Source organism: Kribbella sp. NPDC004138 (assembly GCF_053603655.1).
Genome location: NZ_JBSGFZ010000023.1, coordinates 147,048 through 172,621 on the forward strand (window position 1 = coordinate 147,048; position 25,574 = coordinate 172,621).

At 66.5% G+C, this 25,574-nt stretch carries 25 protein-coding genes; 19 read left to right on the plus strand and 6 right to left on the minus strand.

Features of this window, described 5'->3' with window-relative positions:
* Nucleotides 1-2 precede the first annotated feature (2 nt).
* The 3 genes from ACWEOO_RS29895 (at nucleotide 3) to ACWEOO_RS29905 (ending at nucleotide 1,939) form a co-directional block, all read left to right on the plus strand.
* On the plus strand, nucleotides 3-542 hold the full coding sequence (locus ACWEOO_RS29895) for a dihydrofolate reductase family protein (RefSeq protein ID WP_452145868.1): 540 nt from the start codon (nucleotides 3-5) through the stop codon (nucleotides 540-542).
* 186 nt (nucleotides 543-728) lie between these two features.
* Entirely contained in the window at nucleotides 729-1,289 is a 561-nt protein-coding gene (locus ACWEOO_RS29900; protein WP_452145869.1) for a hypothetical protein, read from the plus strand.
* Complete coding sequence (locus tag ACWEOO_RS29905; protein WP_452145870.1) at nucleotides 1,286-1,939, plus strand: hypothetical protein; 654 nt, start codon at nucleotides 1,286-1,288, stop codon at nucleotides 1,937-1,939. The genes ACWEOO_RS29900 and ACWEOO_RS29905 overlap by 4 nt, the downstream gene beginning before the upstream one ends.
* A 61-nt stretch (nucleotides 1,940-2,000) precedes the next feature.
* Here the strand turns inward: ACWEOO_RS29905 and ACWEOO_RS29910 are convergent, their stop codons facing one another.
* Nucleotides 2,001-3,359 carry an FAD-binding oxidoreductase gene (locus ACWEOO_RS29910; RefSeq protein ID WP_452145871.1) on the minus strand — a complete coding sequence of 453 codons (1,359 nt, stop codon included), beginning with the start codon at nucleotides 3,357-3,359 and terminating at the stop codon, nucleotides 2,001-2,003.
* Nucleotides 3,360-3,629: 270 nt separating this feature from the next.
* On the opposite strand from ACWEOO_RS29910, the gene ACWEOO_RS29915 reads away from it, so the two are divergent.
* Complete coding sequence (locus ACWEOO_RS29915; protein WP_452145872.1) at nucleotides 3,630-4,181, plus strand: dihydrofolate reductase family protein; 552 nt, start codon at nucleotides 3,630-3,632, stop codon at nucleotides 4,179-4,181.
* Here ACWEOO_RS29915 and ACWEOO_RS29920 read toward each other — a convergent pair.
* Nucleotides 4,166-5,077 carry a LysR family transcriptional regulator gene (locus tag ACWEOO_RS29920; RefSeq protein WP_452145873.1) on the minus strand — a complete coding sequence of 304 codons (912 nt, stop codon included), beginning with the start codon at nucleotides 5,075-5,077 and terminating at the stop codon, nucleotides 4,166-4,168. The genes ACWEOO_RS29915 and ACWEOO_RS29920 overlap by 16 nt on opposite strands.
* 78 nt (nucleotides 5,078-5,155) lie before the next feature.
* Between ACWEOO_RS29920 and ACWEOO_RS29925 the strand changes: the two genes are divergently transcribed.
* Both ACWEOO_RS29925 and ACWEOO_RS29930 read left to right on the plus strand, forming a co-directional pair.
* Entirely contained in the window at nucleotides 5,156-6,061 is a 906-nt protein-coding gene (locus tag ACWEOO_RS29925) for a DMT family transporter (protein ID WP_452145874.1), read from the plus strand.
* The gene (locus ACWEOO_RS29930; protein WP_452145875.1) at nucleotides 6,058-7,104 is read left to right on the plus strand and encodes an alpha/beta hydrolase family protein; all 1,047 of its coding nucleotides are present in this window, start codon (nucleotides 6,058-6,060) and stop codon (nucleotides 7,102-7,104) included. Before ACWEOO_RS29925 ends, ACWEOO_RS29930 begins: the two co-directional genes overlap by 4 nt.
* A 203-nt stretch (nucleotides 7,105-7,307) precedes the next feature.
* Here the strand turns inward: ACWEOO_RS29930 and ACWEOO_RS29935 are convergent, their stop codons facing one another.
* Entirely contained in the window at nucleotides 7,308-8,300 is a 993-nt protein-coding gene (locus tag ACWEOO_RS29935) for a helix-turn-helix transcriptional regulator (RefSeq protein ID WP_452145876.1), read from the minus strand.
* 75 nt (nucleotides 8,301-8,375) lie between these two features.
* Between ACWEOO_RS29935 and ACWEOO_RS29940 the strand changes: the two genes are divergently transcribed.
* The 6 genes from ACWEOO_RS29940 (at nucleotide 8,376) to ACWEOO_RS29965 (ending at nucleotide 16,701) form a co-directional block, all read left to right on the plus strand.
* Nucleotides 8,376-9,506: an epoxide hydrolase family protein gene (locus tag ACWEOO_RS29940; protein WP_452145877.1), complete on the plus strand. Its 1,131-nt coding sequence runs from the start codon at nucleotides 8,376-8,378 to the stop codon at nucleotides 9,504-9,506.
* 833 nt (nucleotides 9,507-10,339) lie between these two features.
* A complete protein-coding gene (locus ACWEOO_RS29945; protein WP_452145878.1) occupies nucleotides 10,340-10,576 on the plus strand; it encodes a hypothetical protein in 237 nt (78 codons plus the stop codon).
* Nucleotides 10,577-10,857: 281 nt separating this feature from the next.
* Nucleotides 10,858-12,102 carry a DNA cytosine methyltransferase gene (locus ACWEOO_RS29950; RefSeq protein WP_452145879.1) on the plus strand — a complete coding sequence of 415 codons (1,245 nt, stop codon included), beginning with the start codon at nucleotides 10,858-10,860 and terminating at the stop codon, nucleotides 12,100-12,102.
* A gap of 53 nt (nucleotides 12,103-12,155) precedes the next feature.
* Entirely contained in the window at nucleotides 12,156-14,447 is a 2,292-nt protein-coding gene (locus tag ACWEOO_RS29955; RefSeq protein ID WP_452145880.1) for an ATP-binding protein, read from the plus strand.
* Nucleotides 14,444-16,096 carry a helicase-related protein gene (locus ACWEOO_RS29960; RefSeq protein WP_452145881.1) on the plus strand — a complete coding sequence of 551 codons (1,653 nt, stop codon included), beginning with the start codon at nucleotides 14,444-14,446 and terminating at the stop codon, nucleotides 16,094-16,096. The genes ACWEOO_RS29955 and ACWEOO_RS29960 overlap by 4 nt, the downstream gene beginning before the upstream one ends.
* Nucleotides 16,096-16,701 (plus strand): hypothetical protein, encoded by a 606-nt coding sequence (locus tag ACWEOO_RS29965; protein ID WP_452145882.1) that lies wholly within the window; start codon nucleotides 16,096-16,098, stop codon nucleotides 16,699-16,701. Before ACWEOO_RS29960 ends, ACWEOO_RS29965 begins: the two co-directional genes overlap by 1 nt.
* Here ACWEOO_RS29965 and ACWEOO_RS29970 read toward each other — a convergent pair.
* Complete coding sequence (locus ACWEOO_RS29970; RefSeq protein WP_452145883.1) at nucleotides 16,667-17,125, minus strand: very short patch repair endonuclease; 459 nt, start codon at nucleotides 17,123-17,125, stop codon at nucleotides 16,667-16,669. The two genes, ACWEOO_RS29965 and ACWEOO_RS29970, sit on opposite strands and share 35 nt — an antisense overlap.
* A gap of 369 nt (nucleotides 17,126-17,494) precedes the next feature.
* Between ACWEOO_RS29970 and ACWEOO_RS29975 the strand changes: the two genes are divergently transcribed.
* Entirely contained in the window at nucleotides 17,495-18,469 is a 975-nt protein-coding gene (locus ACWEOO_RS29975) for an aldo/keto reductase (protein ID WP_452145884.1), read from the plus strand.
* Between the two features lie 286 nt (nucleotides 18,470-18,755).
* Nucleotides 18,756-19,091, plus strand: coding sequence for a hypothetical protein (locus ACWEOO_RS29980; protein ID WP_452145885.1), 336 nt, complete (start codon nucleotides 18,756-18,758; stop codon nucleotides 19,089-19,091).
* A gap of 52 nt (nucleotides 19,092-19,143) precedes the next feature.
* Here the strand turns inward: ACWEOO_RS29980 and ACWEOO_RS29985 are convergent, their stop codons facing one another.
* A complete protein-coding gene (locus tag ACWEOO_RS29985; protein WP_452145886.1) occupies nucleotides 19,144-20,007 on the minus strand; it encodes a LysR family transcriptional regulator in 864 nt (287 codons plus the stop codon).
* 61 nt (nucleotides 20,008-20,068) lie between these two features.
* Here ACWEOO_RS29985 and ACWEOO_RS29990 point away from each other — a divergent pair, with 61 nt between their 5' ends.
* Nucleotides 20,069-21,052 carry an aldo/keto reductase gene (locus ACWEOO_RS29990; protein WP_452145887.1) on the plus strand — a complete coding sequence of 328 codons (984 nt, stop codon included), beginning with the start codon at nucleotides 20,069-20,071 and terminating at the stop codon, nucleotides 21,050-21,052.
* Here the strand turns inward: ACWEOO_RS29990 and ACWEOO_RS29995 are convergent.
* Nucleotides 21,049-21,936: a LysR family transcriptional regulator gene (locus ACWEOO_RS29995; protein ID WP_363709778.1), complete on the minus strand. Its 888-nt coding sequence runs from the start codon at nucleotides 21,934-21,936 to the stop codon at nucleotides 21,049-21,051. The two genes, ACWEOO_RS29990 and ACWEOO_RS29995, sit on opposite strands and share 4 nt — an antisense overlap.
* Before the next feature lie 221 nt (nucleotides 21,937-22,157).
* Here ACWEOO_RS29995 and ACWEOO_RS30000 point away from each other — a divergent pair, with 221 nt between their 5' ends.
* The 4 genes from ACWEOO_RS30000 to ACWEOO_RS30015 all read left to right on the plus strand — a co-directional run bounded on the left by ACWEOO_RS30000 (nucleotide 22,158) and on the right by ACWEOO_RS30015 (nucleotide 24,899).
* Nucleotides 22,158-23,045 (plus strand): SEC-C metal-binding domain-containing protein, encoded by an 888-nt coding sequence (locus ACWEOO_RS30000; protein WP_452145888.1) that lies wholly within the window; start codon nucleotides 22,158-22,160, stop codon nucleotides 23,043-23,045.
* A gap of 9 nt (nucleotides 23,046-23,054) precedes the next feature.
* Entirely contained in the window at nucleotides 23,055-23,471 is a 417-nt protein-coding gene (locus ACWEOO_RS30005) for a hypothetical protein (RefSeq protein ID WP_363709781.1), read from the plus strand.
* Between the two features lie 18 nt (nucleotides 23,472-23,489).
* Entirely contained in the window at nucleotides 23,490-24,050 is a 561-nt protein-coding gene (locus ACWEOO_RS30010) for a GNAT family N-acetyltransferase (protein WP_452145889.1), read from the plus strand.
* Between the two features lie 72 nt (nucleotides 24,051-24,122).
* Entirely contained in the window at nucleotides 24,123-24,899 is a 777-nt protein-coding gene (locus ACWEOO_RS30015) for a L,D-transpeptidase family protein (protein WP_452145890.1), read from the plus strand.
* Nucleotides 24,900-25,574: the final 675 nt, after the last annotated feature.

Sequence of the window (25,574 nt, forward strand, 5' to 3'; positions counted from 1 at the left end):
CCATGAGGAAGCTGATCGAATCCACCTTCATCACCCTGAACGGCGTCATCGACGAGCCGCAGAACTGGAGCCCGCCGTACTGGGACGACGAGCACGCGGCGTACTCGCAAGGCCTGATGGAGGGCGTCGAGGCCCAGGTGCTCGGCCGCGTCACCTACGAAGGCTTCGCGGACGCCTGGCTGTCCCGGGCCGGCGACCCGTTCGCCGACCTGTTCAACGCGATGCCGAAGTACGTCGCCACGCGCACGGTCACCGAGTGGAAGTGGAACGCCCAGCCGCTCGAAGGCGACGCCGCCGAGGCCGTCCGCCGGCTCAAGGAGTCCGAGGGCGGTGACCTGATCAAGTACGGCACGGGGTCGTTCTCGAAGACGCTGCTGGAGAACAAGCTCGTCGACGAGTACCACTTCTGGTTCTTCCCGGTCGTCGCCGAGGGCGAAACCATGTTCCGCGGCACCGGCATCGACATCACCCATCTCGAACTGCTCGGTACGACGACGTTCAAGTCCGGCATCGTCGTCCACACGCTCGGTCCGAAGGCCTGACCGTACGCCGCCGCTCCGGCCGGTCACCCGCTGCGGGTGGCCGGCCGGAGGCTTGTGCGCATCGGACCTGGGTACCGGTCGGGGCCAACGGGGTGCTGAGGCGGCGCTGGGGACCGCCTGCCAGGGATTCTCGCGATCGGCCGGTGCGGATCGCGGATCCGCCCATGCGATCGGACTGGAGTTGTGATGGGTACCGTCCTGACCATCGTGATCATCGCCGTGGTGCTGCTCGCCGCGGCGGCGGTCTTCGTCCTGTATCAGCGCAGACGCTCGAGCGAGCTGCAGCAACGGTTCGGCCCGGAGTACGAGCGCACCCTCGAGGAGTCCGGCGATCGCCGCAGCGCGGAGCGCGAGCTGCGCGGACGGCAACGCCGGGTGTCGCGGCTGGAGATCACGCCGTTGAGCCGTGAGTCCGCGCAGACCTACCGCGCCGAGTGGGCCAAGGTGCAGCAGAGCTTCGTCGACCGTCCGGCCGGAGCGGTCGCGGACGCGGATCGGCTGGTCCTGCGGATGATGCGTGAGTCCGGGTACCCGGTCGACGAGTTCGAGCAGCGCGCCGACGACGTGTCCGTCGACCATCCCGACGTCGCGATGCACTACCGGGAGGCGCACCGGATCGCCGTCGCGCACGCCCGCGGCGACGCCGACACCGAGGACCTGCGGCAGGCAGTCACGGCGTACCGGCACTTGGTCGACGCCCTGCTCGACGACAGCGAGAACCGGACCACCACGAAGGAGCAAGCATGACCACGCCCGACCGTCGTGACGTCCCCCTGGACGACGACCGCATGCTGAACGACGACGATCTCGTGACCGACTCCGAGCTCAGCGGCCGCCGCGGCCCGGACGACAACCGGGGCCTCGGCAACGACCGCAGCCTTGACGACAGCCGGGGCCTCGGCAACGACCGCAGCCTTGACGACAGCCAGGGCCTCGGCAACGACCGCAGCCTGGACGACAGCCAGGGCCTCGGCAACGACCGCAGCCTGGACGCCACTCGTGGGCTGGACGACGAGCGAGGCCTTGACGCCGGCCGTGGGCTGGACGACGACCGTGCAGCGGCCGGTGCTCCGGACAACCGGATGACAGCCGCCGGCACCGCCGAGCGTGACGACCGGACAACGACGGGCGATGCGCCGTTGGTGGCCGAGGAAGCCGGCGTCGACTACCGGGCCCGCTGGGACGTCGTCCAGCAAGGGTTCGTGGACGATCCGCGCAACGCCGTCAGCGAGGCCGACAAGCTCGTCGACGACGTGCTCAAGCACCTCGCGGACGGCTTCGACCGCCAGCGCCAGGATCTCGAGCACCAGTGGTCGGGCGGTGAGCCGTCGACCGAGGACCTTCGCTCGGCGCTGCAGCGGTACCGCGCGTTCTTCCAGCGCCTGCTCACGCTGTGAGGTCGTGAGCCGGGGCCGGCGGCCGGTACGACAACGTACCGGCCGCCGGTCGTTTTGTTGCCTAGGGCGCGATGTTCTGGTTGAGGTGGAACACGTTCTCCGGGTCGTACTTGCGCTTGACCTCGACCAGCCGGTCGTAGTTCTGCCGGTAGTTCTCCCGGATCCGGCCCTGGTCGTCGTCGGCCATGAAGTTGATGTACCCGCCGGACTCGGAGTGCGGTGCGACGTCGTCGTAGTACGACCGCACCCACTCGACGCCGGCCTCGTTGGCGGCCGGGTCCGGCCACATACCGGCGATCACGGTCGCGAAGTTCGCTTCCCGGTAGGCGAACGCGGTCCCGTCCGGCGTCACCCGGTGACAGGCGCCGTCGATCGGGTAGATGTGCACGGTCGAGTTCACCGCGGGCAGACCGGGCGCGTGCCGCAGGTGCGCCTGGATCGCCTCGTCGGTCAGCTCGGTGACGAAGTTCGCCTTCCAGTAGTGCTGCAGACCGGGCGGCACGAGCGCGTCGAAGGCGCTGTTCAGCGCCGGGTACGGCATCGGGCCGACGTGCTCGGCCATCACCGGCGCGAACTCGCGGAACTTGGAGATCTGGGTCTCGCCGTCGTCCAGGTCGCCGGCCCAGCAGCCGACGATCGCCACGAACGGCTCACCGTGCCGGTCCTCGGGGATGAACGGCAACGGCGGCGCGATCTGGAACGCCGGGAACCCGCCCAGCTGCTCGGGCGCGTCCTTGATCAGGTCCCGGAACCCGGACAGTACGGCGGCTGCGTCGGACAGCTCGAAGAACATCGGGCCGCCGTAGATCATGGACACCGGCGCCAGCCGGAACTCGAGCGCGGTGACCACGCCGAAGTTGCCGCCACCGCCGCGTAACGCCCAGAACAGGTCCTCGTTCTCCTTCTCGCTGGCGATCACGAACTTCCCGTCGGCGGTCACGACGTCTGCCGAGACCAGGTTGTCGCAGGACAGCCCGAGACCCCGGGCCAGGTACCCGATCCCGCCGCCGAGGGTCAGCCCGCCGACGCCGGTGGTCGAGATGATCCCGCCGGTGGTCGCCAGCCCGAACGCGTGCGTGGCGGCGTTGAAGTCGCCCCAGGTCGCGCCGCCGCCGGCCCGCGCGGTCCTGGTCACCGGATCGACCCGGACGTTGCGCATCCCGCTCAGGTCGATGACGAGACCGTCCTCGACCGTGCCGAACCCCGGCACACTGTGCCCGCCGCCGCGGATCGCGATCTCCAGCTGGTTGCTCCGTGCGTAGTCGATCGCCGCCATCACGTCACCGGCGTTCTCGCACCGGACGACCACCTGCGGGTGCTTGTCGTGCATCCAGTTGTTGACCCGGCGCGCCGCGTCGTACCCCTCGTCACCTGCTGTGAAGACCTGCCCGCGCGTGCGTTCTCTCAGTTCCTCGATCATGTTCGCTCCCCGAACCACTGCCGACTGCCGCAGATCGGCGCGCGCGTACCGAACCCCCACGCACACCGCGCAGACCGGTCGTCGCCGTCGAGCGCAGCGCGAGACTTCCCCCAGAGAGCGTCTGGACCCCCGACGGGCAGCCGGCCTTCCCCCAGACCCGCCCGTTCTCCCCGACCCTGCCAAGCGGGACAGAATTCGTCAATACCGATGTCAAAGCCGCCCGGACGGCTCCGACCAGAAGACACAGGCAGCCAAGATCCGGAGGACACCATGCGGAAGCTCATGTACTACGTGCACCAGTCGCTCGACGGTTTCGTCGAGGGACCGAACGGCGAGTTCGACTGGGCCCAGCTCGGGCCGGAGCTGGGCGCGTACTCGATGAGCCTGACCGAGCGCGCCGACCTGTTCCTGTACGGGCGGCCGGTCTGGCACATGATGTCGTCGTACTGGCCGCACGCCGAGGCGATGAACCCGGACCAGCACGCGATCGAGTTCGCGCCGGTGTGGCGCCAGACGGCGAAGGCAGTGCTGTCGACGACGCTCGAGAGCGCCGAGTGGGACGCCCGGGTCATCCGCGCCGCCGAGGACGTCGCGGCGCTCAAGGCCGAGCCGGGCAAGGACATCCTGCTGACCGGCGGCTCGGGCGCGGCGGCGGCGCTGGCCGAGCTCGGCCTGGTCGACGAGTACCACGTGGTCGTGCACCCGGTGGTCCTCGGCGGCGGCAAGCCGGTGCATCAGGCAACGGGTCGGCGTACGCTCCGGCTCGCCGAGACGCGATCGTTCGACAACCGGACCGTCCTGCTCCGTCACGACCTGCTCTGATCGGTGGCCGCAGCCGCCAGCGCGTCGGCCACCGCCGCGACCGCGGGCGTCCGGGTACGGCGGGTCAGCAGGAAGACCGCCCGCCCGACATCCGCCTCGGCAGGCCGGCGTACGGCGACGCCCGGCGCGCCGGCTCCGATGACGAGATCGGGAAGCAGCGCGCCCGCGCCCGTCGTCCGGACGAGCTCGAGCAGGATCAGGAAGTCGTCGGAGCTGTAGCGGATGTCGGGCTCGAACCCGCCGAGCTCGCGGCAGACCCGGACATGCATCTCGCGATGACCGGTGCCGGGCTGGCAAGCGGCCCAGGGCAGATCCGCCAACTGCTCGACCGGAACGCGCTCCGCGGCGGCGAGCGGATGATCCGCGGGCAGTACGACGCGGATGTGCTCGCGGAGCAGATGCTCACGGTGCAGATCGGTGTGTACGGCGCGCGGCTGGCCATCGTACTCGTCGCCGACCATGACGTCCAACTGCTGCAGCCGGAGAGCGGGGGCGGCCTGCTCCACCTCCAGCTCGGCGGCCTCGACGCGGATGTCGGGATGCGAGGCCGCCAGGCTGCGGATCGCCGGCGCGACCACGCGAATGAACGCGGACTGGAACGACGCGATCCGGACCAGGCCCGCGACCCGGCCCGCGGCGACCGCGGCCAGCTCGGCCTCGGCGGCCTCGACGCCTTCCAGCAGGGACGTCGCGTGCCGGACCAGCACCTCGCCCGCCGCGGTCAGGCGCACGTTGCGGCCGATCCGCTCGAGCAGCGGCGTACCGGCCTCGCGCTCCAGGACGGCGAGCTGCTGGGAGATCGCGCTGGGCGAGTAGCCGAGCGCGCGGGCCGCGCCGTGCACGGTCCCGCGGCCGTGGACCTCCCGCAGCAACCGCAGTCGGTGCAGATCCATCATTCGTTCAGCTTAGCTTCACAATGCTGTCCGTGAAGCCGCGATGGACGTGAACAGTCCCTGGCCCTGACCATCGATGGCGTGGGACGCCTCTTCTGCCTTCTTTCCGCCGTCACCTTCGGGGTCATGGCCGTCTTCGGCAAGCTCGCGTACGACGCGGGCGTATCGGTCGACGCACTGCTGCTCGTCCGCTTCGGCCTCGCCGGCCTACTGCTGCTGGCCGTCGCGCTCGTCCGCGGCGCCCTGCGCAACCTGCCGCGCCGGGCCGTTGTCACCGGCCTGGGGATGGGTGTCTTCGGGTACGCCGCCCAGTCCGGGCTGTACTTCTCCGCGCTGGCGCGGATCGACGCGTCACTGGTCGCACTCCTTCTGTATCTCTACCCGGTGCTGGTGATGATCGGGGCGATCGCACTGCGTCGCGAACAGGCCTCGCGGCGGCGGATCGGCGCCCTGGCGGTCGCGCTGGCCGGGATCGGGCTGGTGCTCAGCGGGGCTATGACCGGCCGGTTCGACCTGCTCGGCGTACTGCTGGCGTTGGGCGCGCCGATCGTCTACACGTGCTACATCCTGGTCGGCGACTCGCTGACCGCCGACGTACCGCCGCTCGCGTTGACGGCGCTGGTGTGCACCGGAGCGTTCGGCACGTTCCTGGTGCTCGCGCTCTTCCGCGGAACCGATCTGACGTTCGCCCCGATCGGCTGGCTGTGGCTGGCCGCGGTCGCGCTGGTCAGCACGGTCGCGGCGATCCTGTTCTTCTTCGCGGGCATGGCTCGGGTCGGTCCGTCCGTGGCCTCGATCCTGTCGATCTTCGAGCCGGTCGTGACGGTGGTCGCGGCGGCCCTCGTGTTCGGCGAACAGTTGAGTGCCGTGCAGTGGTTCGGCGGCGGTCTCGTGCTCGCGTCGGTCGTGATCGTGCAGTGGCCGCGCCAATCGTTGCCGGAACTTTCGCGGACTTCACCGGAGGTGACGGCAGACTTGCCGGTATGAGCGGGCGGGTGGCGTGGGCAGGAGTCGTCGCGTTCGTGACGGCGGCCGCGGTCGGTTGCACCGGCAACGACGCGGCTTCCCCTGCGCCCGGCACCACCTCACCCACACCGTCCGCCACTCGTCCCAGCACCTCGCCGCCGTCGCCGCCCTCGACCACTCCGACGGCCAAGCCGTCCACCGTCGCGAATCCCGTGTCGCTGCAGGCGTTGATGACGAAGAAGTACAACGGCGGCAACCTCCGTCTCGGCCGGGTCCTCGCCCGCACCCCGGCGTACACCCGGTACTACGTCACCTACCGGAGCGGGACGCTGACGATCTCGGGGATCATGAACGTCCCGTCCACACCGGGTCCGCACCCGGCGCTCGTCCTGAACCACGGCTACATCGACCCGGCCGTGTACACGAACGGCCGCGGCCTGATGCGCGAGCAGGACTACCTCGCGCGCCGCGGGTACGTCGTCCTGCACACCGACTACCGCAACCACGCGCAGTCCTCGAAGGACCCGGACTCCGAGCTCACCCTGCGCCTCGGCTACACCGAGGACGTCATCAACGCGGTCCTCGCGCTGCGAACCTCGCAGTACGTCGACCCGTCACGGATCGCGCTGCTCGGCCGCTCGATGGGCGGCGGCATCACCTACAACGTGCTCGTCACCCAGCCCGGTCTGGTCAAGGCCGCCGTGGTGTTCGCGCCGGTCAGTTCGCAGGCCGCGGACAACTTCGACCGCTGGATCCGGGCGGACCGCCCGATCGCGAGCCAGATCCTGCGCAGGTACGGCGAACCGGCGCGCAACCCGGCGTTCTGGCGCAACATGTCCGCGGTGAACTTCTTCGACCGCGTGACGGAGCCGGTGCTGATCCACCACGGCGAATCCGACACGACCTGCCCCATCGCCTGGTCGCGCACGAGCCTGGCCGCGCTGAAGGCGGCCGGGAAGAACGCGACGCTGTACACCTATCCGGGCGAGGAGCACGCGTTCGGGCCCGCCTGGCCGACCTCGATGGCGCGGACCGTCAACTTCCTCAAGCAGCACGGCGTTTGACGACGCTGACGCGCGCAAACTCCTCGGCGTCGGCTTCGGTGATGACACCGGCCTGCAACGACGTCAGGCGCCCCCGAGGTGCGGGCGATGGTGTGCACGGTCGACAGGTAGTGCACCGGTGAGACGCTGTACACGGCGACCGATTCACGCTCAGGTGCACTACCCGGCCGACCGACACGTCCTGTCCAGATGACACATCCCACCTAACTCCAGTGCTCCGGCGGCTCGATCGCGTTCAGGTAGCGCTTGCCGACGGTCTCCAGGTGAGCAACGAGGGCAGGCGGGCCGTCGACGTGGAAGTCGAGGCCGAGCATGCCGATGTAGACGGCGATCGTTTCGAGGGAGTCGGCGCCGGTGACCAGGATGCTGGTGTTGTCGTCGACGGACTCGACGATGCCGACCGCGGCGTGGATGCGGGACAGGACGTCCTGCGCCGGCGCGTGGACCGTGATCCGCGCGTGCACCTTCCAACCGGTCGACGCCACGTCACGCAGCACGAAATCGGTGTACGCCTCGTCCGCCATCGGCCGCGGCTGGTAGCGCCGGCCCGTTGCCATCCGCAACGACATCCAGTCGACCCGGTACGAGTGCCACTCCGCCTGCTCGTCCCGCGCCACGAGATGCCAGTACCCGTGCCAGCTCACCAACCGGTACGGCTCCACCAGCAGCGGCAGGTCCCGCCCCACACCGGACCCGGCCTTGTACATCGAGTCCCCCTCCGGTACGGCGTACTCGAAGCGGAGGTAATGCTCGTCGCGAATACAAGCCGCGATCGTCGCCAGTACGACAGGATCGATCTCCGGAGCGTCGACATTCGAGCGCGTGTTGTCGGGCCCCTTCTCCATCGCTCGGTTGATCGCGTTGACCTGCCGCTGCAGACGATGCGGGAGAACCTGCTGGAGCTTGGTCAGCGCGCGCACGCTGCTCTCCGCCATCCCGGTCACACCCGCCCCGGTACGGAGGCCAACGGCGACCGCGACTGCCTCCTCGTCGTCGAGCAGCAGCGGCGGGAGCTTGGCGCCGATCCCGAGTTGGTAGTGGCCGGCCGGGCCGCGCGTGGCGTCGACCGGATACCCGAGCTCGCGGAGCCGGTCGATGTCGTTGCGCACCGTCCGCGTGGTCACCTCGAGCCGCTCGGCCAGCTCGGAACCGGTCCACGACGGCCGGGTCTGCAACAGCGCTAGCAGTGCTAGCAAGCGCGTCGAAGTTTCCAGCAAAACAGTCTCCTGATTAGGAATCTAATGTTCCTATATGGATTCTACGGTAGAGCCATGAACAAGAACGAGAGCATCCGGTCCTTCACCGTCACGATCGACCAGGCCGACCTGGACGACCTGCAGAACCGCCTCGCGCGGACCCGGCTCCCCGAGGCCGCCCCGGGCGACAACTGGGACCTGGGCACGCCGAACCACTACCTCCGCGAGATGGTGGACCGCTGGCAGAACGAGTTCGACTGGCGGGCCCAGGAAGCCCGGATGAACGAGTTCCCGCACTACCTGACCGAGATCGACGGGCAGACGGTCCACTTCATCCACGTGCCGTCCGCGGTCGAGGGCGCGACCCCGCTGCTGCTGGCGCACACGTACCCGGGTTCGTTCGTCGACTTCCTCGAAATGATCGGCCCGCTCACCGACCCGGTCGCGTACGGCGGATCCACCGAGGACGCGTTCTCCGTCGTCGTACCGTCGATCCCGGGCTTCGGGTTCAGCACCCCGCTCGTCGAGCGCGGCTGGACGATGGCGCGGGTGGCCCGCACGTTCGACACGCTGATGCGGCGGCTCGGGTACGACTCCTACGGCGTGCACGGCTCGGACGGCGGCGCGATGATCGCCCGCGAGCTCGGCGTACTCAACCCGCCCGGCTTCCTCGGCCTGCACGTCCTGCAGCTGTTCTCGTTCCCGTCGGGCGACCCGTCGGAGTTCGAGAAGTTCACGCCGGCCGACTACGCGGCGCTCGAGCACCTGAAGTGGTTCCAGTCGGTCGGCGGGTACAACGCGATCAACTCGACCCGCCCACAGACCGTTGCCGTCGGCATCTCCGACTCACCGGTCGGCCAGCTCGCCTGGAACGAACTCTTCAACAACTTCGGCAACGGCACCAGCCTGGTCACCCCCGACCAGATCCTCACCGAGGTCTCCCTCTACTGGTTCACCAACACCTCCGCCGCCGCCGGCCGCTACCACTACGAAGAGGCCAACTCCGGCGCCGAACCGGCCTTGAACCACGCCCCCACCGGCGTAGCCGTCTTCGCCGACGACTTCAAGACCATCCGCCCCCTCGCCGACCGCGACAACCCCAACATCACCCACTGGTCCACCTTCGAAAAGGGCGGCCACTTCGCCTCCCTCGAACGCCCCGAAGAAGTCACCCAAGACCTCCGCAAGTTCTTCCGCAACCTCTGACTGGACGGGCGGCCTTCGCCGCCCACCCAAAGGACACCGCTTCGCGGCGACTGCCTTTCTAGCCGGCTCCGCCGGCGTAACGCTCAACTCGTTCACAAGCTGATCCGAAAGGCACCACAGGGAGCCCGGGCCGCCAAAGCGCCCCGGGCTCCTTTGAGCTCCACCCATCTGGAGCGACGTCCACACAGAGCCTCCACCGACCAGTTCACCCACGTCGGCACAAACCCTCCTCACCAACCACCCCAACCCGAAACTACGCCCAGCCCATCCACCCGACAGCCCTCAGGAAGACAAGAGGGAAATAGTCATAGGGACGGAATTCCATAGGAAAATGGCGCAACAATCTCGAATCGGCCTTCAAATAAGAGGTGGAAAAAGTCGATTCAGGAAGATCAGGCAGAATACAAGCGATCATCGATCCTGAACCAATTATTGGGCCGGTCCGAACCCTCGACACCGCGCCGCAGCGTGTCCAATATCTGTGGAGCAGACTAGGTTCAAGCTAGTCGACAAGCCGTGGCGCGACCGGCTTGTTCCGTCGCCGCAGCCCGGTGGTGCAATATCATTTCGGGACCCGACAGGAGGCCAAATCCGCCGGCGGGCTGAGTGGAGATCGCCGGAGTGGGACCACCGACTCCTCCAGGTTCTCGGCGGGGCGGATCGACGGGGGAAGAGGCAGCGAGCGAACTTGGAGTCGCCAGGATTGGGGTCGCGTCGACAGGTCACCATCAGCCTTCGCAGCACCGACGCGGCGAACATGCTCGACGACTCGTCACCAACTGTCTAGGATCCATTGCACACCATACCGAGGAGCCCAGCCGAAGGACGCTCAAGTGGCGAAAATACGCACATTCAGCGAAGGAACGCAGTCGGTCAAGGCGCATCCCACCGACGTGGACTGCTTCTATCAAATCGTGATCGACGGCGATGGCAACAAGCTACTGCACCTGACGACATTCGGCTCTGACGAGCGGCGCTCCAATCCGAAGAGCAGCCAGTCGATTCAGCTTGACGAGGAGCGCGCACGCGAACTGATTCGAGTCATCGAGGTAGCGTTCGATTTCGACTGAGTCAGCGAGTCAGCCATCACGGGCATTAAGCAATTTTCGCCCGCGTACGTTCGGCACATGAACAAGAGGGGCCACGAGGAAGAGCGTTCACCGACGAATCGTCGGGGCACCTGGCACGCGCCGCCGACCACTACATAAGGTGTCCACAGAGTGACGGTGTGCAGTCGTGGGCGATCTGCTGGTCGATTGGTTCGCCGCGCTCCCGTCTGTCGCCGACGAACCGTCGGAGGGTTACGGCAGGATGGCCCACAGCTGAGCAGTCAAGATCAAGAGGGAAGCACATGTCTGAGACCGCGGTCGTATCCATCGCTCCATCAATGGATGTGCCCGTCCTCTCGGTCGTCGACGGCGCTCCACAACGCTTCGCGAGTGTCGAGTTGTTCGCCGGAGCTGGCGGGCTAGCGCTTGGCTGCCAGATTGCGGGCTTCGAGTCGATTGCGACCCTAGAGCGCGATCGGTGGGCGTGCGACACAGTCCGAGAAAACAAGGAACGAGGCCACAACCTCGTCGACCGATGGAACGTCTATGAGGGAGACGTTCGAGACTTCGATTGGTCGTCGGTGACCGAGGACGTGGACCTAGTGGCGGGCGGACCGCCGTGTCAGCCGTTCTCGTCAGGCGGGCTGGGGAGAGCCGCAGACGACGCACGTGACATGTTCCCGACCACCGCAGAGATCATCGCTCGCCTTCGGCCCCGGGCGTTCATCATCGAGAACGTGCGCGGGCTCACACGCGCTGCCTTCGCCGACTACTACACCTACATTCAGTTAAGGCTCGCGCTTCCGACCCTACAATCGAAGCCCGACGAGCCCTGGATGGACCACCTGCTACGCCTGCGCGCCGCCGCAGAAAGACAGGAGCGCCACGACCTGAGCTACCGAGTCGTTTCGACATTGGTTAACGCCGCCGACTACGGAATACCTCAGCAGCGGCACCGGGTGTTCTTTGTCGGATTCCGCGAAGACCTGGACGTCGATTGGTCCTTTCCTACGGCAAGCCACTCCAAGCGCGCACTGCTGCATTCACAGTGGGTGACCGATGAATACTGGGACGAACACGAGATCCCGAAGAGCAAACGGCCGGAACGGCCCAACGACCGGATCACCGAGGCTCTGATCGATGATGATCTGGGTCAGCGTTGGCGGACGGTGCGCGACGCCTTGATTGGCCTGCCAAAGCCAACGCTCAAGCCGTCGAGAGATGTTCTGAACCATGTCCTTCAACCAGGTGCTCGCTCCTACCCCGGCCACACCGGAAGCCCGCTAGACATGCCAGCCAAAGCGCTTAAGGCTGGTGGCCATGGTGTTCCCGGCGGAGAAAACATGCTGAGGAACATAGATGGTTCTGTGCGATACTTCACTGTCCGCGAGAGCGCACGTCTTCAGACCTTTCCAGACGATTACGAGCTTCACGGTTCTTGGGGGGAGGCGATGCGGCAACTCGGTAACGCCGTGCCTGTCGTACTCGGTCAGGTCGTCGCCGAGAGCGTTCATAAGGCGTTGATCAAGGAAGGACTCACGTCATGACTGGGACGCCCCCCAGCACGCTCAACTTGACTCCATCCCCACGAATCCTCGAGATGATCGCGGAGGTCGACCTCCAGCTTCACCAGTGCTTGGCCGAGTTGATCGACAATGCACTCGACGATCTCGTCGAAGCGTCAGCCGCCGACACGACGCTGGAACCCCGGATCGACATTACGCTGCCGACCTCAGGAACAGCCGACAGAAGCTCGCAGATCTCGGTTGGCGACAACGGGCGTGGCATGTCGCCACCGCAGCTAGAGGACGCGCTCAGCGCCGGCACCTCGGGCAAGCAGCGATTCGGAAGTCTCGGGTTGTTCGGGATGGGCTTCAACATCGCCACGGCGCGGCTGGGCGCGATCACCGAGGTCCGCACCGGACGGAGCGGTGACGACCAGTGGGTGGTCGCGTCGATTGACCTCGTGGCGATGCAACGCAAGTCCAGCTACGAGGTCCCGCTGCGCTACGAGCCAAAGGCGAGCGAAGAGCACGGCACCCTGGTCACGGTGACGAGGCTTCGCGAGGACATCGTGACGCGGCTGAGGTATACCCGAGCCATCAAGGAAACCACCAGCCAGCTTGGTCGAATCTACACCTACATGCTGCGCGACCCTCGAGGGGGGCACTCGGGTGCCGAGCTCATGGGAGGCGCGAACCAGCGGCTGTACGTCAATAACCGCGACGTTCACCCACACTTACCCTGCATCTGGGATCCAAGCCGATCCGTCACCTACAAGGGAACGGAGGCTCGAGCCGCCACCGATATCGACATCCCGCTCTCCAACGCGTACGCCTGTATGAACTGCGGCCGGTGGTATGGCTCTGCCTATGAGCAGTGTGTCGACTGCGAGAGCACGGACATCGAGCAGCGCGAGCGCCGGATCTGGGGGTGGCTCGGTATCCAGCGCTACGCGGACAAGTCCGACTTTGGCCTGACCTTCCTACGCCACGGGCGGGCGATCTCGCACCAGGACAAGTCGTTGTTCGACTGGGAGACGCCGGATGGCGACTTCGAACTGGAGTACCCGATCGAACTTGGCATGGGCCGGATCGTCGGCGAGATCCATCTCGACCACGCGCCGGTCAACGTTCGGAAGACCAACTTCGACCCGTCGTCCAGTGAATGGCGGTACATGGTCGAGAAGATTCGTGGCTCCGAGCCACTTCGGCCGCAACACGCGAAGCGTCTCGTCGGACGCGAGAACACATCGCCGATGAGTCGATTCTTCAATGCCTATCGCGAGAACAAGCCGGGTCTCCGATACCTCGTCCCCGGCAACGGCAGTACGTCGATCCACGAGACGGCTAAGGCTTGGGGCACGAAGTTCCGAAGCGGCGACCCTGAGTATCAAACCGACGAGAAATGGTACGAGGCGGCCAGGGATCATGATCGGATCAAGGACGGCCCGCCAACCGAGCCGACTCCCACGACTGACGATGACGACTGGTTCGACGACGAGGGCCTGTCCCACCTCAGCGGAGGCGGGACAGACGCCGACGAAGTTTCCAGTCCGGACGAAGCCGACGACCCTAAGCCGGCGAAGCCGGAGTCAGAAGACGAACGTTTCGCTCGCTACCGAGCTGCGGCGACCCTCCTGCCCGACACGGACCGGGCGGTTCGGATCGGTGCGGCGCAGCCGGTGCTCCGTGTCTATGTCACGTCCGGTGTCGACCTGACCAAGGATGGCCGGAAGCAGCCGTACGCCGTCCGTATCGTCGCTGGTGACGTCGAGGTGTACGTCGACTCCAGCACGACGCTGATCGCCCAATATGCGTGGTTGCCGATGAACCTCGCCTTGGTGTGCGTGGCGCCTCAACTGAAAAACGTCTACTCCTTCGATGGATCCATCGATGAACTCGTTACATCAATACTCGAACAGTTCCCTGATCGCCGCGTCGATGCTGCAGCCGTACGAGCGCGAGCGGAGGCACTTCTCGACAACATGCGGGACCGCCTCGCCGACTTCGCACCGAAGGATTCGGCGGCTCTCTGGAGCGCACTCTCTGGTGAGGCGAGACGAGCCGCCGAAGCCATCGCCATCAGCATCGCACCCGACGTCGACTGGACTGGAGCTACCGAAAGTGGCGAGTTTTCGCGGTATCTAAGCGCCGACGGCATCCTCGACCTGGTCACGAACAGTCCCGCGCTCGTCCTGGACGGGGCGCTCTTTCGCACTACGTACGCTGCCCTCGGGGAAGACACCCAAGCCGATCAAGTGGCGCGTGTCGGAGCGCTACTCGCTGATCTACGAAGGATGGTCGCGGGCCCGCAGACGCACAATACTCTCGAACTATCTCGACTACTGCTGACCGCGGATTTGCTCGACGCGGAGATCGTCCCGGCATGACGATGTCCTTCGTAGACCCAGCCTTCCTCGTTGAGGAGGGCCCAAAGGGTTTCACCCGCCAGTTTGAGCGGCTCCTGAGCTTGATCGCCTTCACCGACGTGCTCAACATCGACGGGCCCGGGGACAAGGGGGCCGACGTGATCGGCCGGCTGAAGGGTGAGGACTGGGTCTTTCAGACGAAGTGGAAGAAATCGGGGAGCGTCGACTACGACGCGGTAGACGAAGCTCATACCGCGATGCGGCACTACGGCATCCATCGCGGAGTGGTGGTTACGAACAGGCAGTTCACAAAGAAGGCCAGGGAGCGCATCCAGGCGCTGCGTGATGTCGGGATCAACATCACCCTCTGGGACGGTAGTCGTCTATCGATGATCTACGAGCGCGCCCCACAACGCGTCAAACCGTTTGACCTATACGCGTACCAGGACCGCGCGGTCGAGGCGGCCTGGGAGGGACTAACCGAGTCGGGAGAGGCGCTTGTGTACCTGGCTACCGGCCTCGGGAAGACGGTCGTCGCCGGGCAGGTGCTGAGGCGGTTCCTCCTGGCGAATCCCGGTATGCAAGTGCTCGTCACGGCGCACATGATCGACTTGGTCGAACAACTCGAGCGTGCGATGTGGCGGGACATCCCGAAAGACGTCCCTACAAGGCTCCTGCACGGCTCATCGAAGCCGAACGCACTGCCCGGTGTCACGTTCGGTGTCGCTCCGACGGCCCGCGACTACATCGAGTCCGGCTACTCGCCGGGGCTTGTCATTGTCGATGAGGCTCATCACGTGGGCGAGACTGGCAACTACGCCACCATGCTGGATCTGCTCCCAAGCGCGAAACGGCTCGGCGTGACGGCGACGCCATGGCGCGGTGACCGGTACGACATCGAGCAGACGTTCGGCGTGCCTGTCGTCCGGGTCTCGATCTCGGAAGGTATGAAGCTAGGCTACCTAGCGGACGTCCAGTACCGACTGTTCGCCGGTGACATCGATTGGGACTTCGTTCATGAAGCATCTGAGCATGGCTACTCGATCAAGGACCTGAACAAGCGTCTGTTCATCCCTGAGCGAGACGAAGGCGTGAGAAGGCACCTGGAAGAGGTTTGGGACCAGACGACGAATCCCCGAGGAATCATCTTCTGCCAGACAATCGAGCATGCCGAGCGAATGCGCGATTTGCTCGCACTTCGCCCCGGATGGGATCGGACCGAGACACTGCACGCCAATCTCAAGGGCCGGCAGCGGCGCGATCGACTCCTCAAATTTCGCTCCGGTGAAGTGCCTATCCTTGTTGCCGTCGACATCCTCAACGAAGGAGTCGACGTGCCCGACGTGAACATCCTGTGCTTCGCCCGGGTCACTCACAGTCGCCGGATCTTCATTCAGCAGCTGGGACGCGGCCTTCGCCTCCGAAAGGGAAAGACCCACGTGGAGGTGCTCGACTTCGTGAGCGACATCCGGCGGCTCGCGGAGGTCTACGACATGCGTGAGCAGGTGTCGGAAGACGAGATCGAGCAGGTATCGGTCGGGCGCAATCAGTTCGTATTCGAGGATCTCCACGTTCGCGGTCTCCTCGAACAGTGGATGGCCGATATCGGCGACCTTGGAGGCGCGGACGATAACGTTCGACTCGAGTTTCCGCCTATCGAGGGGCTTTAATGGCAGCGATACCATCGGAGATACGAACTGAGGTCATCTCGGAGCTGGTTCGCCAGTTCGACGCCGCACGCTGGGAGGAAGTGTCGGCGCACGTCGCCAGTGAGATGTACGACCGCTTCGTCAAAGACCCGAAAATCGGCGGACGTCTGGCGCCCTTCATGCCTGCCGAGAAGGTCAGAGTCTGGATCAAGGACGGGCCGGCAAAGGAGTACAGGAGGGCCTTAGAGGGCATCGGCCCGATCGCATCCTTCACGACCAGGGCATATCCGGGGCCCGAGTCCGTAGTGCGACGCGCTCTCGGGGATCACTGGGTCCCGAGGCAGGACACTATCGAGGAAAAGCCGATGCGGTGCTTCGCTGAGGACCCCAAGGGCCGATCAATGTTCGTCATCTGGGGGCCATTGAGCGCCGTTCAGGGGTTGATCTGGAACTCCTGCTTGATCCGGGCGAATGACGCATCGGAGCCGATAACTGTAGTCGTGACGAAGCCAAACAACGCGCCGCTTCCAGCAGACGACTGGAATCTCGTGGAAGCGCTCAGCAACGTCGTCAAAGCGGACTGCAAGCAGGTTACGTACGCCGTGGGCCGGAAGCGGGAAGCCTAGACGGAATGGTGCGGCCACGAACCGCAGCCAATATCTGGTTGGCAACGCTGGCCGGATCTTCGTGCTCCCAAAACCGAAGGACCTGCCATCCAGCTGCGACAAACGCGCTCGTCGATTCGCGATCCCGCCGCTGATTCTCGGCGATCTTGTTCTCCCAGAACTGACTGCGGCTTCCTGTAGCAGGACGGTAGTGATCTGGGCAGCCGTGCCAGAAGCAGCCATCGATCATGATCGCGATCCGTTGTCTAGTGAACACGACGTCAGCAGTCCGCCTGAGGGCAGAGACAGGCCGATAGTTCACTCGATATCGCAAGCCCTTTTGGTGGAGCTCACGACGAACCGCCATCTCTGCAGCTGTGTCGCGTCCTCGCGTACGCGACATCCGTGCGCTGACAGCCGGGTCGACGCCCCTTGAAGATTCCATTCGTCAAGCCATCTGTTCGCCGATACACCTGACCACAGTAGTGGAACCTCTTCTCCGTGACTCGTCAGTACACGCAGCCCAAGCCTGCACTACGTACATCTCCTCTGACCGTCTCCCGCCCTTCGACTGCGCAGCGGTGGCGAAGATGCCGCGCGCGGCGGTCGCTGCGGCGGCAGCCGCTAACGCCGGCGGCAGCCGGCCACTCCGGCGCAAGCCCGGGGGTGGGTGTGGCGGCGCGAAGCACGCCGACGCAGGTGCCGCGCGGAGCACCGGGTGGGTCGATCCAGAGCCGACTCAGAACGTGGGGTGATCGGACTGTGCAGATTCTTCTGTTGGAAGTCTGGGCGGGGCGGAGGGAGGGTGGAAGCCATGGACTTCACTCAGCTTGGACGGACAGGTCTGTCGGTTAGTCGGATCGTGTTGGGGACGATGAACTTTGGGCCTCTGACCGAGGTGGGGGATGCGCACGCGATCATGGATGCGGCGCATGACAAGGGGATCAACTTCTTCGATACGGCCAATGGGTACGGGCGGGCGATCTACCCGGGGCGGACCGAGGAGATCATCGGGGAGTGGTTCGCCAAGGATGCCAAGAACCGGGACAAGACGGTGCTGGCCACCAAGGTGTACGGGGACATGGGTGATGGGTGGCCGAACGAAGGGCGGTTGTCGGCGCTCAATATTCGGCGGGCGCTGGACGCGAGTCTGAAGCGGTTGCAGACGGACTACATCGATCTGTACCAGTTCCACCACATCGACCGGAACACGCCGTGGGAGGAGATCTGGCAGGCGATGGAGGTCGCCGTGCAGCAGGGCAAGATCCTGTACGCCGGGTCGAGCAACTTCGCGGGGTGGCACATCGCGCAGGCCCAGGAGGCTGCCAAGCGGCGGAACTATGTCGGGCTGGTCAGTGAGCAGTCGCTATACAACCTGGCGCAGCGCGACATCGAGCGAGAGGTGTTGCCGGCGGCGCAGGCGTATGGGCTGGGTGTGATCCCGTGGTCGCCGCTGCACGGTGGGCTGCTGGGTGGTGTGATCCGGAAGGAGAACGAGGGCGTACGGCGCCTCGAAGGGCGCGCCAAGGAGACGCTCGAGAAGCTCCGGCCGCAGATCGAGCAGTACGAGGCACTCGCGGACGAGCTCGGACACGAGCCGGGTGACCTTGGGCTCGCGTGGCTGCTGCACCAGCCGGGCGTGACGGGGCCGATCGTGGGGCCGCGGACGATGGAGCAGCTGGAGTCCGCGGTACGCGCGGTCGACATCAAGCTCGACGAGAAGACCCTCACCCGCCTCGACGAGATCTTCCCGGGCTACAAGACCGCCCCGGAGGACTACGCCTGGTAATACCTGATAGGCGGCCGCACCGTTCGAGGTGCGGCCGCTATCGGCGCTTGCCGAGTGTCGGCAGCCCGCCGGACACTGTGCGGACCGAACTACTCCTGCGCTGGTCAGCATGCTTGTTCGAGCACTTCTGGCAGAGAGCGAACTGGACGACTGAGCGACTCGTCGGATGGAACATCCGACCGCAGCCACGGCAAACCAGGAATCCCCGGCGAGTCGCGCAGTCGTCGCAGTACCTCTTGGCTCGGTTGACGTACTGCGCGGCGCAGTCGATGCAGAGCTTCGCCGTATGGCGAACTTCTGGAGCGGGCCGCTGTTGCTTTCGACCCCGCAGGCGGTTCATATGCGCTCGGAGCTGAGCCTGGCCGCCATCCGGACCGAGGCGCGCGATCACGCGCTCGAGGTCTGTGAGCCGTTGTGCCACGAAGCGAGTGTCGCCCTGCCCCGCAGCGATCTGCGCCTGGCGGAGGAGGGCACGAGCGAGTGCCTTCAGTTGCGCCTCGCGGGCAGCGGTGCGGCGAGACCGGGCACGGGCCCGCGCCCGCCGCTCGGGACCTGGCTCCGCTGGACCGCCATTGACAACATCGTTCATTCATCCCCCAACCAACAGCTGCTGCAGGCTTAATCGCGCTCGGGGCCCGCGCGTTACCTGCTGTCGGCTGCCGGCCTAGCGAACGTCAGAACTGGACGCAATCGATGAAGTGTTGGACTGGCATGCGGGTGTCGTCGGAGCGCCAGGCGACGGCTAGTTGGGCGGGTGGGAGGTCGGGGACGGGGCGGCAGGTCAGGCCGGGGCGTTGGTACAGGCTGGCGTTGCCGACGGCGAGGAGGGCTACGCCGACGCCGGCGGTGACGAGTTCGAGGACCTCGTCGGCGGCCGTGGCCTCGGCCGCTACCACCGGTGGGCGGGGGCGCTCGTCGACGGCGAGCCAGAAGTCGCGGAGCGGGCCGGCGGCTGCGGGCAGGGCGACGAACGGCTCGTCGAGGAGCATCGCGAAGGGGATCTCGTCGCGGTCGGCCAGCGGGTGCTGATCGGGCAGAGCGACCCAGCGAGGCTCGGTGATCAGGACGCGGGTCGCGAAATCGCCGGCGACCGGGAGCCAGACGAACGCCACATCGCTGGTGCCGTCGCCGAGCCCGGCGGTCGGGTCGTCCCAGCCGACCAGGCGGAGCGAAACCGTCCACCCCGGAAGCATGGAGCGGAAGCGTGCGACGGCCGGGCGTTGCAGGTCCCGCCCGACAGCAGTCTGCATGCCGACGACGAGCTGCTGCGGGTGAGCAGCGGCGCGTGCGTCGGCGTACCCGCGGTCCCAGGCTGCGAGCACGTCCCGCGCCACCGGGAGTAGCGCACTCCCCTGCGACGTCAGCTCCAGGCCGCGCGGCTGACGGGAGAAGAGGTCGAAGCCGAGCCGCCGCTCGAGGGCGCGGAGCTGCTTGGACAGCGCGGGCTGGGAGACGAACAGGCGCGCCGCCGCGGCGGTCACGGTCGACTCCTCGGCGGCGGCCACGAAGTACCGGAGTTCCCGCAGGTGCGCGTCCATAACCAACGGTTATACCAACAGGTCTTGGTGCAACCGGCACCGGCCGATCGATGCTGGGCGCATGACGAACACACGCAACCTCGGCGGGCTCGACGTCCCGGCGATCGGCTTCGGCGCGATGGTGCTCTCCCCCGGCATGTACGGCGCGATCGACGACGACCGGGCGCTCACCGCGCTGACCGCGGCGATCGACGCCGGCGGGACGTTCATCGACACCAGCGACGCGTACGGCGACGACGGGCACAACGAGAAGCTGGTCGGCCGGGCGATCCGTCGAAGGCGCGACGAGGTCACCGTCGCGACGAAGTTCGGACTGCGGCTGAGCGACGGCGCGGAGCCGCATCCAAAAGACGTCGGGTTCGCATTCGAGCAGCTGCTGGTCAACGCGGAGCCGAAATACGTCCAGCAGTACGCCGATGAGAGCCTGCGCAACCTCGGCGTCGACGCGATCGACCTGTACTACCTGCATTTCCCGGACCCGCAGGTGCCGATCGAGGATACCGTCGGCGCGATGGCCGAACTCGTTGCCGACGGCAAGGTACGACACCTCGGCGTGTGCAACGTGACCCCGCAGGAGCTGCGGCGCGCGTACGACGTACACCCGATCGCCGCCGTACAGACCGAGTGGTCGATGTGGCGGCCGATCGACCCGGAGCTGCTCGACGTGGCGCGCGAACTCGGCGTCGGCGTCGTACCGTGGAGCCCGCTCGGAGCCGGCTTCCTGACCGGCACCGTGCAGGCGCTGGACAAGGACGACTTCCGGAACAACGCGCCGCGCTTCGACGCCGCGAGTCTGCAGGCGAACAACGCGTCGTACGAGGCGCTGCAGGCGCTCGCCACCGACCTCGGCATCACGCGCAGTCAGCTTGCTCTCGCGTGGCTGCTGCACCAGGATCCGGCGGTCGTACCGATTCCCGGCAGCCGTACGCCGGCACACATCGTCGAGAACCTGGCGGCCGCGGACATCACGCTGCACCCGGACACGCTGACGCGCATCGAGGCGGTGCTGGCCCGCCTGACACCGGTGGGCGGCACGCTTCTCTAAGCGTGGACCGCCGTCGTCGGAAGCATGCCGAGCAGGGCGTCGGCGGCGAGGGAGGCGGCGGTTCCGGTCGGTACGGCGACCGAGACCTGCCAGTGCGACGCGGCGCCGGGGGCGAGGGCGACCGTGACGTGGTCACCGCGTTTGGCGGCGATCCGTTCCGGGACGAGGGCCACGCCGAGGTTGTGGGCGACGAGCGCGAGGAGGGTGTGCACGTCGTTGACCTCGATGGTGACCGGGTGCGCGACCCCGGCATCGGCGAACGCGCGGTCGGAGATCGCGCGGGCGCCCCAGGTCCGGTCGAAGTCGACGAACGACTCCCCCGCCAGATCGTCGAGCGTCACACCGGACGCCTTCGCCAGCCGGTGGTCGGGGGCGCAGACGAGCACCATCGACTCCCGCGACAGCGGTCGCAGGTCGAGGCCGTCGACCGGGTCGCCGGCGGTCGCGACGAAGGCGACGTCGAGCCGGCCGGAGGCGAGTTCGTCCAGCATCGGGGTGGAGCCGCCCTGGCGGACCTCGATCTCGACCCCTGGGTACGCGGAGCGGAACTTGGCGAGCAGCGCCGGTACGTCGACCACCCCGAGGCACTGCTCCAGCCCGACGGTGAGGTGACCGCGCAGCAGGCCCTGGACTGCGGCGACCGCGTCCTTCGCGGCCTCGGCGGCGGCGAGCGTACGGCGGCCCTCGCACAGCAGCGCCCGGCCCGCCTCGGTGAGCTCCACGCTCCGGGTGTTGCGCACGAACAGCGAGGCGCGCAGCTCACGCTCGAGCGCGCGGATCGAGGCGGACAGACCCGACTGGGAGATCGACATCGCCTCGGCGGCCCGCGTGAAGTGCTTCTCCTCGGCCACCGCCACGAAGTGTTCCAAGTGCCTCAGCTCCATGACTAAGAACTGTAGTCGATCGAACCATCCCGATTCTGCGGCGCCACATATTGAACGCCCCCCCGCATCACAATCTGCGGAATCCGCAGCGTCCACGCGGCGGTCCACGCCGAAAGCCCCATTGTGATGGCCTGGCGATTCGTCACACGCGCGCCTGGGAGATATCCACAGGTTCGCATCAGCACGCCCACTCCGGGGCGGATCCGAATACTTTCCCCGGCATGGACGATCCCATGGTGGACGAACTCCGCGATCACTGGACCACTACAGAACTTGGCCGCACCTTCGCCTTGCTCATCATCGCCAACGAGCACACGAGGCTGGGAAGACCTCAGCGCGCGTTGGCGATCTGGCGGCAATTGATCAGCGAAGGAGGTACAGCCGGCGACAGCGCCCGGGTGGACCATGCCGACTTCCTGTTCGCCGTCGGCCGGGAGGGCGAGGCTCGGAGCGAACTCGACGCCGTCATGAGTACCGGGCGGATCTACAGTTCCGCGTGGCGCGGCGCCGCTGAGCTTCTGGAGCGGCGCGGTGACCTTGACGAGGCCCTGCGCTGGTACGAGATCGCGGCCGACGCACTGACTGCCGACGATGTTGTCAACACCTACCGGGTCCGGGAGTTGGTGACCGGCAGGCGACGGGTCAAATGGAAACTGGGGCTGCCGCTCGACGGCATCGATCTGCTCGGAGATCAGGGGGACGACGAGTATTCGGACAGAGAGGCAGACCTGAACAACCTGCTCGACCGGCCGACGGTGAGCGACGGCTGCATTCAAGTCTGGGATCGCAGCGAGTTCGAAAACTCCATTCGGTGGCGCCGGCAGTTCGTCGGCGTGGATGCGAACAGCTACTGCCGCGTGGTCGAGCGAGAGCTGCGCGCTCACGGACAGTGCGCCACGATCGCGACTTGGACGTACGGCGGCTTGCTGGACTGCCTGCGAGACGCCGGGGTCCAGCACGAGAAGCTGTCCGACGGCCGACGTATCGAGTGGCCGCCGCCGCGCAATCAGCCGTGCTGGTGCGGTTCCGGGATCAAGTACAAGATGTGCTGCGGTGGTCCGCTGCCCGCCGCCGAGCCCGTTCCGGCTGGCCCGGCCCTCACTGGATAAGGTGTGGGCATGGCGGATGAGGAGTTTCGGGTTGAGGTCGTGCTCGGGAACGACGAGCACGGGTTGACGTTCTGGGAGCGGTTGCGGGCGATCGATCTCGACGACGATGCGCAGAAGCGGCTCGGGAGTCAGGTGACGGTGACCCGGGACGGGAACCGGATGCTGATGTACACGCACACGCTCGAGGACGCGCAGGAGGCTGAGCGCACCGCCAAGGAGCTGGTGGCCGACGACCGCCTCGAGGCGCACTACACGATCACCCGGTGGAACGCCGAGGAGCAGGACTGGGCCGACCCGAGCGTCCCGGTCGGCCCGCACGACGCCACCGAGGACGCCGCGAAGAACGCGAACATGGAGGTCCCGGACCCGCGGTACGTGGTGATGCAGGCCTACAAGCCTGAGTTCCTCCGCGACCTGGGTCTGTAGAACCTCACCGCGGCAGACATGGATGTCGTGCTGACGCCGGTGCGTGCGGAGGATGTGCCGCTGTTGCAGCGGTTCGCGGTGGAGCCTGGGCTGATCGGGCTCGACTGGGGTGGGTTCCGGGATGCGCAGGCGCCGGTTCGGCGATTCGCCGAGGACGGATTCCTCGGCGTTGAGGATTCCCGGCTGATGGTTCGGACCGGGGACACGACGGCCGGGATCGTGTCGTGGCGCTCGGGGTCGTTCGACAGTGTCACCAACTACTGGGAGATCGGGATCGCGCTGCTGCCCGAGCACCGCGGACGTGGGATCGGCTGGCGGGCGCAGGCGATGCTGACGGCGTACCTGTTCGAGCACACGCCGGCGTACCGGATCCAGGCGGCGACACATCCGGAGAACCTCGCCGAGCAGAAATCGCTGGAAAAGGCGGGTTTCCGGCTCGAAGGCGTGATCCGCGGGTGCGAGTTCCGCGCCGGCCGGTACCGGGACGGCTACCTGTACAGCAGGTTGCGCGACGACCCGGCGCCGGAGCTCGGCAACGGTTCGGTGACGGACGGTGGTTTGAACCCTCTCGCACATTAGTCTCGGCGGGTCGTTGCACGCCTACTCGGCGTGGCTCTGCGACTCTGAAAATGCTGAGGGAGAGGGGAATCCGTGTCACGTCGACGTGGTCTCGTTGCCGGTGCCGTGCTGTGTTCGTTCGTACTCGCCGGCTGTTCGGACGTGGCCGCGAGCGAGTCGACGCCTTCCCCGACACAATCCCCCGCCACCAGCAGCACCCCGGCGCCGACACCGACGGCGACTGCGAAGCCGACGGCCAAGCCGACCGTGAAGCCGAAGCCCAGGGTGAAGCAGAAGCCGGCGTACTACGCGCTGCGCGTGGAACGGCAGCTGGACAAGCTCGGCTACCCGGTCGGCGACATCGACGGCGACATCACAGCCCGCGCCAAGCAGGCGCTGTGCGCGTGGCGCGAGACGCACGGCCTGCCGGTCAGCCGCGCCGGCCTGACGCTGAACGACGCATACTCGGTGCTCAACGCAACGAATCGCCCGGCGCCGACCCGCGAGCCCGGGATCTACGTCAACAAGACCTGCCAGATCCTGTACCAGATCGTTGGGAAGACCTACAAGCGGATCGTCTGGATCTCCACCGGCGGCCCCGGCTACGAGACCCCGAATCGCACCGGCAAGGTCTGGCGCAAGTGGGCCGGCGCCCACGAGAGCAGCCTGTACGAGGACGCGTACATGTACGACTCGCTGTACTTCCTCAAGGACCGCCCCGGCATCGCCCTGCACGGCTCCCGCGCCAACTCCCTCGTCAAGCCCTACCCCGCCAGCCACCGCTGCGTCCGCGTCCTCCGCCCCGAGATCCACCACATCTTCACCGAAACCCCGATCGGCACCAAGGTCCAGGTGTACGGCGACTACTAACGCCTGCTCTGCTTGGCTTTTGCCAGCTTCCGATGTGTGGCGCTGGCTCGCCTGGGCAGCGTGTTGCGCGAACCTTCGTAAACAGGCCCGTGACCTGCGGTTTTGTGATCATCGGCACCTACTGATGACCGACGTTTGTCAGCCTTCCACGGAGCACTGACGGAGCAGAGAGCGCGTTGGAAGTACGACCGGTGCCACCTCTGGTGGTCTAAACCGGACTGGCGCTGCATATGAGCCGACCAGCAGTGAAATTCAACTGCCGCCGCTCGATCCCGGTTGCCGAGGGATCCGCCACACAAACTCGCATCTACCGGCCGCGCCCTGGAGCACGTCGAGGCACAGGTCTGGAGAGCCGCGACGTCCGCCACACCGGCTCTCCTACGCCCCGATCCCTGTGCGCGGGAAGGGGAGAACCTCATCGAGGTGGGTCTCCAGTGTCCGCCATCGAACAGGTGCAGCTCGGCGTTGGGGAGGTCGCGGCGGTAGGCGTAGGCGGAGTTCTCGGGCATGTAGCGGTCGTGTGGTCCTCAGGCCCGTGCGTCAGCCCGTCGGAAACGCGCACCTCATGAGAACCGGCGGAGTCAGGGAGCGATCTCGAGCCTGCCGATGAGGCCGTCGACAAGGGTGAAACGGTAGATGATGTCGACCTCGCCACCGGGAAAGTCGCCCTCGAGG